13 protein-coding genes are annotated in these 12,668 nt (G+C 60.4%); 6 read left to right on the plus strand and 7 right to left on the minus strand.

What is annotated here, in order from left to right:
• Window positions 1–44: 44 nt before the first annotated feature.
• Window positions 45–710, minus strand: coding sequence for an FKBP-type peptidyl-prolyl cis-trans isomerase (locus ACYZUC_RS21310; RefSeq protein WP_461990188.1), 666 nt, complete (start codon window positions 708–710; stop codon window positions 45–47).
• Window positions 711–902: 192 nt separating this feature from the next.
• On the opposite strand from ACYZUC_RS21310, the gene ACYZUC_RS21315 reads away from it, so the two are divergent.
• Complete coding sequence (locus ACYZUC_RS21315) at window positions 903–2,009, plus strand: AlgP family protein (RefSeq protein ID WP_461990189.1); 1,107 nt, start codon at window positions 903–905, stop codon at window positions 2,007–2,009.
• On the opposite strand, the gene ACYZUC_RS21320 is transcribed toward ACYZUC_RS21315, so the two are convergent.
• Window positions 2,006–2,470, minus strand: coding sequence for a TIGR02444 family protein (locus ACYZUC_RS21320; RefSeq protein ID WP_461990191.1), 465 nt, complete (start codon window positions 2,468–2,470; stop codon window positions 2,006–2,008). The two genes, ACYZUC_RS21315 and ACYZUC_RS21320, sit on opposite strands and share 4 nt — an antisense overlap.
• A 50-nt stretch (window positions 2,471–2,520) precedes the next feature.
• On the opposite strand from ACYZUC_RS21320, the gene ACYZUC_RS21325 reads away from it, so the two are divergent.
• The 3 genes from ACYZUC_RS21325 to rhtB all read left to right on the plus strand — a co-directional run bounded on the left by ACYZUC_RS21325 (window position 2,521) and on the right by rhtB (window position 5,854).
• Window positions 2,521–4,431, plus strand: coding sequence for an ATP-binding cassette domain-containing protein (locus ACYZUC_RS21325; RefSeq protein ID WP_461990193.1), 1,911 nt, complete (start codon window positions 2,521–2,523; stop codon window positions 4,429–4,431).
• Window positions 4,431–5,012: a mechanosensitive ion channel domain-containing protein gene (locus ACYZUC_RS21330; RefSeq protein WP_461990195.1), complete on the plus strand. Its 582-nt coding sequence runs from the start codon at window positions 4,431–4,433 to the stop codon at window positions 5,010–5,012. The genes ACYZUC_RS21325 and ACYZUC_RS21330 overlap by 1 nt, the downstream gene beginning before the upstream one ends.
• A 209-nt stretch (window positions 5,013–5,221) precedes the next feature.
• Complete coding sequence (rhtB, locus tag ACYZUC_RS21335) at window positions 5,222–5,854, plus strand: homoserine/homoserine lactone efflux protein (protein WP_461990196.1); 633 nt, start codon at window positions 5,222–5,224, stop codon at window positions 5,852–5,854.
• A 54-nt stretch (window positions 5,855–5,908) separates the two neighbouring features.
• On the opposite strand, the gene ACYZUC_RS21340 is transcribed toward rhtB, so the two are convergent.
• The 4 genes from ACYZUC_RS21340 to ACYZUC_RS21355 are packed head-to-tail and all read right to left on the minus strand — an operon-like array spanning window position 5,909 to window position 9,028.
• Window positions 5,909–6,652, minus strand: a complete 744-nt coding sequence (locus tag ACYZUC_RS21340; RefSeq protein ID WP_461990198.1) for a penicillin-binding protein activator LpoB — start codon at window positions 6,650–6,652, stop codon at window positions 5,909–5,911.
• 3 nt (window positions 6,653–6,655) lie between these two features.
• The gene (gene lpoB / locus ACYZUC_RS21345) at window positions 6,656–7,243 is read right to left on the minus strand and encodes a penicillin-binding protein activator LpoB (RefSeq protein WP_461990200.1); all 588 of its coding nucleotides are present in this window, start codon (window positions 7,241–7,243) and stop codon (window positions 6,656–6,658) included.
• A gap of 33 nt (window positions 7,244–7,276) precedes the next feature.
• On the minus strand, window positions 7,277–7,627 hold the full coding sequence (locus tag ACYZUC_RS21350; RefSeq protein WP_192227488.1) for a YcfL family protein: 351 nt from the start codon (window positions 7,625–7,627) through the stop codon (window positions 7,277–7,279).
• 15 nt (window positions 7,628–7,642) lie between these two features.
• A complete protein-coding gene (locus tag ACYZUC_RS21355) occupies window positions 7,643–9,028 on the minus strand; it encodes a COG3014 family protein (protein WP_461990202.1) in 1,386 nt (461 codons plus the stop codon).
• Window positions 9,029–9,343: 315 nt separating this feature from the next.
• Between ACYZUC_RS21355 and ACYZUC_RS21360 the strand changes: the two genes are divergently transcribed.
• Both ACYZUC_RS21360 and ACYZUC_RS21365 read left to right on the plus strand, forming a co-directional pair.
• Window positions 9,344–11,242 (plus strand): FTR1 family protein, encoded by a 1,899-nt coding sequence (locus ACYZUC_RS21360; protein ID WP_461990204.1) that lies wholly within the window; start codon window positions 9,344–9,346, stop codon window positions 11,240–11,242.
• A gap of 123 nt (window positions 11,243–11,365) precedes the next feature.
• Window positions 11,366–11,821, plus strand: a complete 456-nt coding sequence (locus ACYZUC_RS21365) for a YaiI/YqxD family protein (RefSeq protein ID WP_192227491.1) — start codon at window positions 11,366–11,368, stop codon at window positions 11,819–11,821.
• A gap of 134 nt (window positions 11,822–11,955) precedes the next feature.
• Here ACYZUC_RS21365 and elbB read toward each other — a convergent pair whose 3' ends face one another.
• Window positions 11,956–12,624: an isoprenoid biosynthesis glyoxalase ElbB gene (gene elbB / locus ACYZUC_RS21370; RefSeq protein WP_461990206.1), complete on the minus strand. Its 669-nt coding sequence runs from the start codon at window positions 12,622–12,624 to the stop codon at window positions 11,956–11,958.
• Window positions 12,625–12,668: the final 44 nt, after the last annotated feature.

Here is a 12,668-nt window from a genome sequence, read left to right on the forward strand (position 1 = left end):
CCTCAAAACGGTGCGCTATGCGCGCCGTTTTTCGTTTCCGCTGTTTAGCTGGTGGCGCCGCGCAATTCGACTTCGAATACCAGCGGCGTAAACGGCTCGATCAAGTCGCCGGCACCGTCGGCGCCATAGGCTTGGGCCGATGGAATCACCAGTCGCCACTTCGCACCGACCGGCATGTTTTGCAGCGCGCTGCGCCATCCGCTGATCACGCTGTCGAGACTGAACCATTGCGGCTGAGTGTTCTGATCGAACACGGTGCCGTCGGGAAGACGACCGATGTACAGCACCTGGACCTTGCCATTCGGACCGGCTTTCGCGCCGGTGCCGGGTGTCAGCTCCGTCAGCAATATTCCATCGGCCAGTTCGCGAACGCCGGGTCTGGCTTTTTCCTCGGCGAGAAACCGGTGCTCTTTTTCGAGCGCGGCTTCGCTCTGTGGCGGACTCGGCTGCAAGGCTGTCTGCGCTTCGTGCTCGGTCAGAATCTGTTCGATCTGCTCATCTTTCAGGGCCAGGGGTTTGCCTTGATAGGCCTGCTGCAAACCTTCGATCAGCGCCTGCAGTTGCAGGTCGGGAACCTCCAGGCGCAAGCGTTCGCCGAGGCTTGCGCCCAGGCTGTAAGCGAGATCGTGAGCTTCATTTTCCTTGGTTTTTTCGGCGGCTTGGGCGATGGAAAAAAACACGCACAGCGATAAAAAAAGGTAGCGCGACATGGGCACTCTCCGACCTGAGATGCGGCAGATTATGCCAGTGTGAATGCGTTCGACAGTGAACTTGTTTTGCTCAAGCGCAGAAGATTTTCGATCCGTTGCAACGCGACGCTTTCGATACTGTCAACATGCCCTAGCGGCGGTCCCTGCAGAGGTCTAGTATGAGCCGCACCCACGTCAGCCAGGAGGTAAACCATGTCGGCCACCAAGAAGCCTGTAAATACCCCGTTGCACTTACTCCAACAACTCTCGGGCAGCTTGCTCGAGCATTTGGAAACCGCTTGTTCCCAAGCCTTGGCTGATGCTGAAAAACTGCTCGCCAAACTGGAAAAACAGCGCGGAAAAGCACAAGAGAAATTGCACAAATCCCGCACCAAATTGCAGGACGCTGCGGCGGCCGGCAAAGCCAAGGCACAAGCCAAGGCGAAGGACGGCGTGCAGCAACTCGAAGACGTGCTCGATGCCCTCAAGGATCGTCAGTCCGACACCCGCGCCTACATTCTGCAACTCAAACGCGATGCTCAAGAAAGCCTGAAACTGGCCCAGGGCGTCGGTCGTGTACAAGAGGCTGTCGGCAAGGCGTTGTCCCTGCGTGCGGCCAAGCCTGCTGCGGCCCCTGCGAAGAAAGCCGCTGCCAAACCGGCTGCTGCAAAAGCACCGGCCAAACCTGCCGCCAAGGCACCTGTGAAAGCGGCGGCTAAACCTGCAGCGAAACCTGCGGCGAAAAAACCAGTCGCTGCCAGCGCTGCGAAACCGGCTGCAAAACCAGCCGTTAAAACTGCTGCTGCCAAACCTGCTGCCAAGCCAGCCGCTGCCAAAACAGCTGCCGCAAAACCGGCTGCAAAAACCACTGCTGCCAAACCGGCCGTAGCAAAAACTGCAGCGGCCAAACCCGCCGCAAAACCGGCTGCAAAACCAGCCGCTAAAACTGCCGCTGCGAAGCCTGCTGCCAAGCCAGTCGCCGCTAAAACCGCTGCGAAGCCTGCTGCCAAGCCGGCCGCTACCAGGACTGCTGCTGCCAAGCCAGCCACCGCGGCAAAACCTGCCGCAGCGAAACCAGCAGCCAAACCTGCCGCTGCCAAGCCGGCTGCAAAACCAGCTGCCAAGCCAGCAGCCAAACCAGCCGTGAAAAAACCGGCCGCTGTTGCCAAGCCGACCCCGGTAATTGCTGCCAAGCCAGCGACCCCGGCGCCATCCGCTTCGGCCTCGCCAGCACCAGCAGCCTCCACCTCGACAGCCACCACTGCGCCAACGCCAGTAGCACCGTCGAGCAACAGCTCCACCCCAACCAGCGCTTCCTAAGTGCCGGTTGCCGCGACGCGCAGCTGATGCAGCGCGTCGCGGTCCAGGTGGGCGGCACCCGCCGCCACACCCTCCAGCCAGACCGATAAATCGGTCGCCTCACACTGCGGCCAATTCAACGCCGCTCGCTCCAGCCGCATCAGCAAATGCCGCTCGGCTTCCACCTCCAGCGTTTTTACTTGTTCGCGTAACGCATTCAGTTCGGCGTCCTCAGTCGCGACGACTTTCCATCGCATGCGCAAGGCGCGCAGCGGTTGAACGACATCCGAGTCCCAAGGCTCCGCCACGTTGCGAAGCTGCTGCAGTCGTTGTTCGTTGCAGGCGATCCCCCGCTGGCCCAGCCACAACCCGCACAGCAACAGACACACATTCACCCCCGCCGATTGCAGGGTCAGGCACGCGGCTTCAACGCCGGGACGGGCGTAAGTGCCAAGGGAAAAGCTCCACAGGTCAGAGGACATAGTGCTACTCGCGCCAGTTGCGAGCGAAGCTGGTAGACTCCGCCGCCATTATGATTCGACTTCAGAACCTGACTTTACAGCGTGGCCCGCAACGTCTGCTAGAAGACGCCGAGCTGACCCTGCACGCCGGCCACAAAGCCGGCCTCATCGGTGCCAACGGCGCCGGCAAATCGAGCCTGTTCGCCTTGATCCGGGGCGAACTGCACCCGGACTCGGGTGACTGCTTCCTGCCGGCCGACTGGCGCATCGCCCACATGCGCCAGGAGATCGAGACGCTCGAACGCCTGGCGGTCGACTACGTGCTCGATGGCGACCTGCGCCTGCGCGAGGTGCAACGTGACCTCGCCGCGGCCGAAGCCGCCCATGACGGTGCCGCTCAGGCCCGCCTGCACTCGGAACTCGACAGTGCCGACGGTTACACCGCCGATGCTCGCGCCCGCAAGCTGCTGGCCGGGCTTGGGTTCACCAATGAGCAGATGGATCGCCAGGTAGGCGATTTCTCCGGTGGCTGGCGGATGCGTCTGAACCTGGCGCAGGCATTGATGTGCCCCTCGGACTTGCTGCTGCTCGACGAACCGACCAACCACTTGGACCTCGACGCCATCATCTGGCTCGAAGAATGGCTGAAAAGCTATCCCGGCACCTTGCTGCTGATTTCCCACGACCGGGATTTTCTCGATGCCGTGGTCGATCACGTGGCCCACGTCGATCAACGCAAGATCACCCTGTATCGCGGTGGTTACAGCGCTTTCGAACGTGCCCGCGCCGAACGTCTGGCCCAGCAACAGCAGGCCTACGAGAAGCAGCAGGCGCAACGTGCGCACATGGAAAGCTACATCGCCCGCTTCAAGGCCCAGGCCACCAAGGCCCGCCAGGCCCAGAGCCGGATCAAGGCGCTGGAGCGGATGGAAGAGCTGTCCGCTGCCCACGTCGACTCGCCGTTCGACTTCGTCTTCCGCGAGTCGACGAAGATTTCCAGCCCGCTGATCGATCTGTCCGATGCCCGTCTGGGCTATGGCGACAAAGCCGTGCTGGAGAAGGTCAAGCTGCAACTGACCCCCGGCGCGCGCATCGGTTTGCTCGGCCCCAACGGCGCCGGTAAATCGACCCTGATCAAAAACCTCGCCGGTGAGCTTTCGCCGCTGGCTGGTCGACTGACCCGTGGCGAGAACACCGTCGTCGGTTACTTCGCCCAGCATCAGCTCGATTCCCTCGACTCGAAGGCCAGCCCGTTGCTGCACTTGCAGCGTCTGGCGCCAACCGAGCGTGAACAGACGTTGCGCGACTTCCTCGGTGGTTTCGACTTCCGCGGCGCGCGCATCGACGAGCCAGTGCTGAACTTCTCCGGTGGCGAGAAGGCACGTCTGGCCCTGGCGTTGATCGCCTGGGAGCGGCCGAACCTGTTGCTGCTCGACGAACCGACCAACCACCTCGACCTGGAAATGCGCCTTGCGCTGACCATGGCTTTGCAGGAATTCAGCGGCGCGGTGTTGGTGGTTTCCCACGATCGTCATTTGCTCAAAAGCACTACCGACAATTTCTATCTGGTGGCGGACGGCAAGGTCGAGGAGTTTGACGGCGACCTGGAAGACTACGCCCGTTGGCTGGTCGACTACCGTCAGCGCAATGCCCCGGTCAGCAGCACGCCGGTCAATCCGGACAAGACTGACAAGAAGGCCCAGCGTCAGGCCGCCGCTGCGTTGCGTCAGCAACTGGCGCCGCACAAGCGCGAGGCTGACAAGCTCGAAGCCGAGCTCGGCAAGCTCCACGAGAAGCTGGCGAAGATCGATACCAGCCTCGGCGACAGCGACATTTACGAGCCGGCGCGCAAGAACGACCTGCGTGATCTGCTGGCCGAGCAAGCCAAGCTGAAAGTGCGTGAAGCCGAACTGGAAGAAGCCTGGATGGAAGCGCTGGAATTGCTGGAAAGCATGCAGGCGGAGCTGGAGGCGCTGTCCTGATGGAGGCGTTCAAGCTGCCGCTGCCGGCGGTGTGGGTCGAGCCGATCTGGCTCGTCGTGCAAATCCTGCTGATTCTGTTGGCCGGTTACTTCACCCAGCGCTTCGTCGCGAAAGGCCTGACGCGCCTGGGCGAGCGCTACCCGTTTCCGCCGCAGTTGCTGATGCCGCTGCGGGGCGGTCTGCGCTGGCTGATCATGGGCAGTGCGCTGATTTTCGTGCTGGAACGCCTCGGGGTGTCGGCGACGGTGCTCTGGACCGCGTTGTCCGGCTTCGTCGCGGTAGCGGCGGTGGCGTTTTTTGCCATGTGGAGCGTGCTCTCCAATCTGCTCTGCGCGATCCTGATCTTCACCGTCGGCCCGTTTCGCCTCGGCGATGTGGTCGAGTTGGTGGACACCACTGACAAGCCTGGCGTCAAAGGTCGGGTGGTGGCGATCAATCTGCTTTACACCACGTTGATCGAAGCTGAAGAGCTTGGGACCGGCAGTGCGATGGTTCAGGTGCCTAACAGCCTGTTCTTCCAGCGCTCGGTTCGACGCTGGCGTGGGACTGATGTGTTCCCTTCGAGCGGGTTTGAAAAGTAAGTCTCCTAGTGTCTGACACACCGTTTTCGCGAGCGGGCTCGCTCCCACAGTAAATCGCGTTTCTTCTGAAAGAACTCGATCAACTGTGGGAGCGAGCCTGCTCGCGAAGGGGCCCTAAAGTCGTAACTTCCTGCAAAAAAAACGATGGTCATCAGCCCAAAGCCGCATTAGCTTAGACATCTGTTTACGAGTCTGAGTCGAGGTGTGCGATGGAGCTTCAAACATGGCTGGCGTTTTTTGCCGCCTGCTGGGTGATCAGCCTGTCTCCCGGTGCCGGCGCCATTGCGTCGATGTCCAGCGGTCTGCAATACGGTTTCTGGCGCGGTTACTGGAATGCCCTGGGCCTGCAATTGGGCCTGGCGGTGCAGATCGCAATTGTCGGTGCCGGTGTCGGCGCGATCCTCACGGCGTCGGCCAGCGCTTTTTATGCGATCAAATGGTTCGGCGTGGCGTACCTGGTTTATCTTGCGATCAAGCAATGGCGTGCACTGCCCAGCGACATGAGCGATGACGCGGCGGTGCGTCAGATCGGCAAGCCAATGGCCCTGGTGTTCCGAGGTTTCCTGGTCAACATCAGCAACCCCAAGGCTCTGGTGTTCATGCTGGCGGTGTTGCCGCAGTTCATTGACCCACATGCGCCGCTGCTGGCTCAGTACCTGATCATCGGCGTGACCATGGTCTGCGTTGACCTGATCGTCATGGCCGGTTACACCGGGCTGGCGTCCAAAGTGCTGCGCATGTTGCGCACGCCCAAGCAGCAAAGACGCATGAACCGCACGTTTGCCGGGCTGTTCATTGGCGCTGCGGCGTTTATGGCGACGCTGCGCAAAGCGGCGGTGTAAAACCGTCAGGCACAAAAAAGGCGACCCTTGAGGTCGCCTTTTTCGTTCAAGGGATCAGCGCAAAATGACCGGCTCTGTATCCTCTGGCAGGTTATTGCTCAACGGCGCCTGCTCTTGCTGCTCATTCCCGCTGCCACCCAGTTGTTCGCTCAATTGACGAGCCACATCTTCCCCCAGGGACTTGGACACCTCACGCACCACCCGAGGGCGATTCGGTGAGATCTTCGCGTCCCGGCGCTTCGTCAACTTGGTGTCCTGGCCTTCGCCCATCGCCGTGAAGGCCGAGGTGATTTCGAAGGTTTTGGTGTCGATCAGGCTGAAATCCGCCACCAGGGTCAGTGCCAGCACCGAGGAATAGCTGTCGGTGTTGGGTATCTCGTTGACATCATTGTTGAAGTCTACGTCCGACAAGGTGCCGAACAGTACATAGTCGGCGCCCTCGAAGTTGCCGGCCTTGATCCGCTCGATCACGTCATAGATATCGCCTTTGGACTCGGCGGTGTACGGCGTGCCTTGCACCAGCTGGAACATTCCGGAGCGCAGTATCTGGCCCTTGATGTCGCCGGTGAATTTGCGCAGCTCGGTTTGCTCGATGTAACTGGTTCTGGATTCGAACTCGTCGTAGCTCGAAGAACCGCTGGCGCTGTACTCACCCTCGCGGTAATTGTTCTTGGACGAAACGGTGTGGATGTACTGCTCCACGCGCTCCTCGTACGCCAGGTCGGTTACTGCGACTTTCGGGGCCGCCTGCACGCTGAACGTGCAAGCCAGGGCCATCATCCCAATCCATGCGCGCATTGATTAATGCTCCGTAGTTTTGCGGATATCTTTTTCGTCCATCCACTCGGCCAGACCGCTTTCAACGTCGATCAATTGCAGGCTGAATTTGTAGAAGACGTCCTTGTACTCGCTGCTGCGCTTGACGATCGAGCTGATCGAACCTTCAAGGCGGTATTTGGCGGCGATCATGTTGCCGATCTTGGACACGGTGGCTTTCTTGTACAGACCGCTCTGGTTTTGCAGCTCGATCTGATCAACCTGGCTCTGCATATCGGTGTTGTCGCTGGAGAAGCGTGCCATGCCCGATTTCATCAGTTGGGTCTTGATGGTGGTGGTGATTTCGCGGGTGTCGATGTATTCGCTGGTTTTGTTCTTCACGTCGTAGACCTGGACCACCGGGCGTCCACGCAGAATGCCGGACTGGGCGAGAGAGCGGGTCATGGACTCGGCGATTATCTGCAGGTCGGTGGAGCTGAACTCGTTGGTGATGGTTTCCACAGCCTTGGTGTCGCCATAGCTGGTGTTCTTGCTGCCCAGGATCGGTGGGTTGCTGGCGCAACCACTGGCCAGGAGGGCGATAGCGGCAATAATCGAAAAGCGTACAAACATGGGAATGCTCTCTGAAGCTGAACGAATAGGGTGTTAAGGCGTATTGATTTCCAGGCGGAAATCCACGGCCTTGGGGGTGGGCGCTATGGCCTGAATGTAGCGGGTCTGCTCGCCGTACATCATCTGGCTCTTCCAGGTTTCTTCTTCGGCAACCGGGAAGCCGTCAGGGTCGAGCCAGGCAAAGCGGTAGTAGAAGGTCTTGTTGTCGGAGCTGGTGTTGCTCAGCTGTGTATTGACCGTAATGAAGCCGTTTTCCCGGGCGACACGCATGGCGTCGATCTCAATGTCCCTTAGCTTGCCCAAGGCCACGACCTTGCTGGCGGCTGTTGTGGCGCAACCGGCCAACAAGGCCAGGATGACGACAGCGATGAGTTTGAAGCGCATGGGAAGACTCCGTAATTAAAGTTGTTTGAAGCTGGCCACGGCTGTCGGGCTGGCGCTCGGGGTCGCGTGAACGGCCAGGCCGCTGGCGAAGATCTGGTTGCCCACGGCGCGCAGGCTGATGACTTGATAGCGCTGGTCAACGGTGATCTTGAGCACTGTCGTTCCAACCGCGACCTGGTGCTCGCCTTTCTTCAGGCGCAGGCGCACGACATGGGTGTTGTCCGGGAGGGTGCGCCACGTACGGGTATCGGCACCTTCGAACACGGTTGAACTGAAACCGACTGCCACGCCCGCCAGCTGGCTGACTTGTTTGATCTTTTCCTGCACCACGCCACGGGTAGCTGCACGAACAGTGGTGCGCACAATGATGCCCGGCATGTCGTCACGCAGTGCGCGGCGGGACATGGTGGTAATGCTGTTGAGTTGCGTCAGGGTGAGTTGCTGACCGTCCACGCCAATCTGGGTGAGCGGGGCGGTGGAGAAATCTGGCTTGATGACCGGGAAGGACAGCGGAGCGATCACCACGCCGTTGCTGATTGGCAGAGTCAGTGGCAAGCGGATCGAACCCCGGGCCGGCGCCAGCCCGCTTTGCACGACGATCAGGATGTCGCTGTCTTCGTCCTCGGCACTTTTCTGGTCCAGATCCTTCAATGCCTGCTCCAGCAGCGGAGTGTTCGGGCGCAGTTCGGCTGCTGTGCGGTAACCCGGTGCGGCCAGGCCTTTTTCGCCCAGGGCTTCGTAGACGAAGCCGGCCAGGTAATGGCTGAAGGCACTCTGGTAGCTGTTTTTCAGCCCAACCACTTCAGGTGCGTCGAGGCTGGCGACGGGATAGCCATACAAGTCTTTTAACTCGGTCTTGATGCCTGCCTTATCGGCTTCCTCTTCGCTCTTGAGGTATTCCTTGTCGCGCAGGTCGGCGATCACCGCTTCACGTTCGTGGGTTTTCTTGATCGCGATACGTGCGCCGTCGAAGTCGTTGACGGCCAGCAGATTCAGGGCCATTTGAGTGGTCAGCATGACTTTTTCGTAGTCGTAGCCTTCGTAGCGGCGGACCTTGTCGTTCACCAGGAAACTGCCGAACTGAGCGAGGTACTTGCCGGCATCGAGTTTGACCGACTCTTCCCATTGACCGACCACGAGATCGGCGCTGCTCCAGGCGTTCTGGCTGCCGGACAGATCGCCCTTGGCGCGCAGCAGTTCACCCTTCTCGAAGTAGTAGAGGAGGTCCTTGTCTGCACCGAAGTTGTTCTTTTCCAGCAGGGTGAGCGCCGCGTCGATATTGCCGGAAGCCAGCTGCAGGTTGGTTTGTGCGAGCTCTGAGTCGTAGTTACGGAATGCCGTGCAGCCAGAGAGCAGCGTGACGGTGCTGAGCGCAATCACTGCAAGGGCGCGGGAGGCCATAGGTACTTCTTCCGTGAATGGTGATCAGCCGCGCTTGCTGGTCGGGCTTTTTGGACCTATCGGCGCAGACGGGCGTCCTGCCAATTCCTCATAAGCAGAGGAGCTTTGAGTGCCATATCGATCATTGAGGGCCTGGCATTATAGACAGGGATAGTGGCTCCGTAATGGCTTTTTGATCTGCTTTTAAGCAGAAAGTGCCATCATCTGAAAAAATACCAATCGAGGTCTGCGACGGCGTTTCAGACAACAAAGCTTGAGCGAAACTCATTCGAAGTGAACAATGTGTTACTTCGTATTTCCAATTGAGATTCATTCATGACTGCCCCGTCCCGTTTCCTGGCCTGGCTGGTGTTGCCGCTTTTTGCCTTGTGCAGTTCCAACCTGCTGGCCGACACCGTAGAAGGCGCGCCGCAAGCGCTTCATTTGCTCGATTACATCGGCGCGGACTACCCGGAATCGGTGCAGGCGGGCAAGGTCATTAACGAGTCCGAATACCGCGAGCAGGTGAGCGCCATCAAGGCGTTGCAAGGCTTGATCGCCGCGATGCCGGGCAAACCTGAAAAGGCCGGGCTGGAGCAGGGCGTCAATACGTTGCGCAGTGCCATCGCCGCTCATCAGGACGGTGCGGATGTCGCCCGCCAAGCGCGGCAATTGGGGGCGAAGCTGGCCGTGGCTTATGAAGTCAGCCAAGCACCGATCATCACGCCGGATCCCACCCGTGGTGCGCCGCTGTATGCCCAGCATTGCTCGGTGTGCCATGGCGATGCAGGTGCCGGGGATGGCCCTGCGGGTGTCGGCCTGACGCCGCCGTCCTCCAATCTGCGGGATGCAACGCGCATTGATCACCTGAGCCTTTATGCGCTCTACAGCACCCTGAACCTCGGTGTCGAAGGCACTGACATGCCGGCCTTCGCCGATCAACTGGACGATCGTCAGCGTTGGGACCTGGCGACCTACATCGCCGGTTTCAGTGCCGATCCGGCCGCTGCCGCATCTGAAAAGACCTACAACATCGCCGACCTGGCCCGTCAGACTCCGGCCGAAGTGCTGGCTGCCGAAGGCCCGCAAGCGGCAGCGACTTACCGTGCGCAGCGTGCGCAACCGCCGCAGGTCAAGCGTGGCCCGGCGCAGTTGCTCGATTACACCGCTGCAACGCTGGACAAAAGTATCGCGGCCTATCGTGCCGGCGATCACGACCAAGCCTATGACCTGTCGGTGGCGGCGTACCTGGAAGGTTTCGAACTGGTCGAAAGCTCACTGGACAACGTCGACGCCAACGTGCGCAAGGACACCGAAAAATCGCTGATGGCGTACCGTCAGTCATTGCAGGACGGTTTGCCGGTAGTCCAGGCCCAAGAGCGTCTGGAGGCGGCCAAAGCCAGGTTGAAAGAATCTGCCGGCCTGTTGGGCAGCGATGGCCTGAGTTGGTCCTTGAGTTACATCTCCGGTCTGCTGATTCTGCTGCGCGAAGGCCTGGAAGCGATTTTGGTGCTGGCGGCGATCCTTGCCTTCCTGCGCAACACCGGCCAGCAATCGGCGGTGCGCAGCGTCAACGTCGGTTGGGGCCTGGCGTTGCTGGCCGGTATGGCGACCTGGGCGCTGGCGGCGTACGTGATTGATGTCAGCGGCTCGCAGCGTGAATTGCTGGAAGGTGCGACGGCGTTGTTCGCCGCGGTCATGGTGCTCTGGCTCGGCGTGTGGATGCACGACCGTCGCCACGCGGCGGCCTGGCAGGATTACATCAAGAGCAGTCTGGTGGGCGGCGGTGGCCGTTTCGGTTTTGCGATATTGGCGTTCTTCTCGGTGTACCGCGAACTGTTCGAAGTGATTCTGTTCTACGAAACCCTGTGGCTGCAGGCGGGGCCGGCGGGGCATAACGCGGTGTTGGCGGGCGGGGCGACGGCGCTGGTGTTGTTGGTTGGCCTGGCGTGGGTGATCCTGCGGGGCTCGGCGAAACTGCCGCTGTCGCTGTTCTTTAGCATCAACGCCGGGTTGTTGTGCGCGTTGTCGGTGGTGTTTGCCGGTCATGGCGTGAAGGCGTTGCAGGAAGCCGGGATCTTCGGCACGCGGCCGGTGCCGTTCTTTGACTTCGACTGGCTGGGCATTCACGCGGATGCGTATTCGTTGAGTGCGCAGGCGGTGGCGATTATTGCGATCATTGTGCTGTATGGGCGTAGCTGGATGGCGGAGAAGCGGCGGGTGCCGGTTTCTTAAACGGCATTCGCTGCGCTCACATTCGCGGGCAAGTCGGGTCGCCGCACCGCTCGCTCCTACAGGCTTTATGCAATCCTGTAGGAGCGAGGCTTGCCCGCGAAGCTTTTAACGGAGGAAAACACAATGCGCGTGTGGATCGATGCCGACGCTTGCCCCCGGGCGGCGAAGGATCTGGTGGTGAAGTTCGCCCTCAAGCGTCAGTTCGAGGTGGTGCTGGTGGCGGGGCAGCCGCAGATCAAGCCGGGGCTGGCGCTGGTGAAGTTGATCGTGGTGCCGAGCGGGCCGGACGCGGCGGACGACTATCTGGTGGAACACGCGGTGCCTGGTGAGCTGGTGATCTGCAGCGATGTGCCGCTGGCGGACCGCTTGGTGAAGAAAGGCGTGGCGGCTCTGGACCCGCGAGGCAAGGAGTTCGACGCGCAGAACATGGGTGATCGGTTGGCGGTGCGCAACCTGTTCACCGACTTGCGTGAACAGGGGCAGATGAGCGGCGGGCCGGCGCCGTTTGGCGAACGCGAAAAGCAGGCGTTTGCCAATGCGCTGGACCGGATCCTGACGCGGCTAACCCGCAAATCCTGAATCAGCGCAAAACCCCTGTAGGAGCTGGCTTGTCGGATCGCCGCACCGCAGCGATAGCAATCCAACAGTCAGCAAATGATGCGTTGAATGTTACGGCCTCATCGCTGGCAAGCCAGCTCCTACAGTAATCCGCGTCAGGCGTCGTTTTCGTGGGTCAGTTCGAGCACGCGGTCGACCAGTTTGTTGATGCCGGACGCTGCTTCGCTGATCGATTGCGCCAGCATGTACGCCGGTGTGCTCACCAACTTGCGTGCTTTGTCTTCAACGATGTCAGTGACTGCGCAATCGGTGTGAGTGGCGCCCATCTTGTTCATGGCGGCGGCGGTATCGGCGTCATTGCCGATGGTGCAGGTCACGCCCGGTCCATAAATCTTCGCGGCCAGCGCCGGCGAGATGCAGATCAGCCCGACCGGTTTACCCGCTTCGGCAAACGCCTCGGTCAGGGCGAGAACATCGGGTTGCACGCTGCAGCCAGCGCCTTCGATGGCGAAGTTCGACAGGTTTTTCGCCGCGCCAAAACCACCCGGCACGATCAGCGCATCGAACTCTTCGACGTCAGCTTCGCGAATATCCTTGATGTTGCCCCGGGCGATCCGTGCCGACTCCACCAGCACATTGCGCGACTCGGGCATTTCTTCGCCGGTCAGGTGGTTGATCACGTGCAACTGCGCGATGTTAGGGGCGAAGCACTGCACCTGCGCGCCGCGCTGATCCAGTCGCAGCAAGGTAATCACGCTTTCGTGGATCTCGGCGCCGTCGTAGACGCCACAGCCGGAAAGGATCACTGCAATTTTTTTGCTCATGGGCTTTTCTCCAGATTCATGGCGTTAAATGTCCACTAATTTGT

The organism is Pseudomonas sp. GT1P32 (assembly GCF_054897805.1).

Bases quoted from the DNA above. Each gene is read 5' to 3' on its own strand.
- ACYZUC_RS21310 (WP_461990188.1), bottom strand. From the start codon at position 710: ATGTCGCGCTACCTTTTTTTATCGCTGTGCGTGTTTTTTTCCATCGCC.
- ACYZUC_RS21315 (WP_461990189.1), top strand. From the start codon at position 903: ATGTCGGCCACCAAGAAGCCTGTAAATACCCCGTTGCACTTACTCCAA.
- ACYZUC_RS21320 (WP_461990191.1), bottom strand. From the start codon at position 2,470: ATGTCCTCTGACCTGTGGAGCTTTTCCCTTGGCACTTACGCCCGTCCC.
- ACYZUC_RS21325 (WP_461990193.1), top strand. From the start codon at position 2,521: ATGATTCGACTTCAGAACCTGACTTTACAGCGTGGCCCGCAACGTCTG.
- ACYZUC_RS21330 (WP_461990195.1), top strand. From the start codon at position 4,431: ATGGAGGCGTTCAAGCTGCCGCTGCCGGCGGTGTGGGTCGAGCCGATC.
- rhtB (WP_461990196.1), top strand. From the start codon at position 5,222: ATGGAGCTTCAAACATGGCTGGCGTTTTTTGCCGCCTGCTGGGTGATC.
- ACYZUC_RS21340 (WP_461990198.1), bottom strand. From the start codon at position 6,652: ATGCGCGCATGGATTGGGATGATGGCCCTGGCTTGCACGTTCAGCGTG.
- lpoB (WP_461990200.1), bottom strand. From the start codon at position 7,243: ATGTTTGTACGCTTTTCGATTATTGCCGCTATCGCCCTCCTGGCCAGT.
- ACYZUC_RS21350 (WP_192227488.1), bottom strand. From the start codon at position 7,627: ATGCGCTTCAAACTCATCGCTGTCGTCATCCTGGCCTTGTTGGCCGGT.
- ACYZUC_RS21355 (WP_461990202.1), bottom strand. From the start codon at position 9,028: ATGGCCTCCCGCGCCCTTGCAGTGATTGCGCTCAGCACCGTCACGCTG.
- ACYZUC_RS21360 (WP_461990204.1), top strand. From the start codon at position 9,344: ATGACTGCCCCGTCCCGTTTCCTGGCCTGGCTGGTGTTGCCGCTTTTT.
- ACYZUC_RS21365 (WP_192227491.1), top strand. From the start codon at position 11,366: ATGCGCGTGTGGATCGATGCCGACGCTTGCCCCCGGGCGGCGAAGGAT.
- elbB (WP_461990206.1), bottom strand. From the start codon at position 12,624: ATGAGCAAAAAAATTGCAGTGATCCTTTCCGGCTGTGGCGTCTACGAC.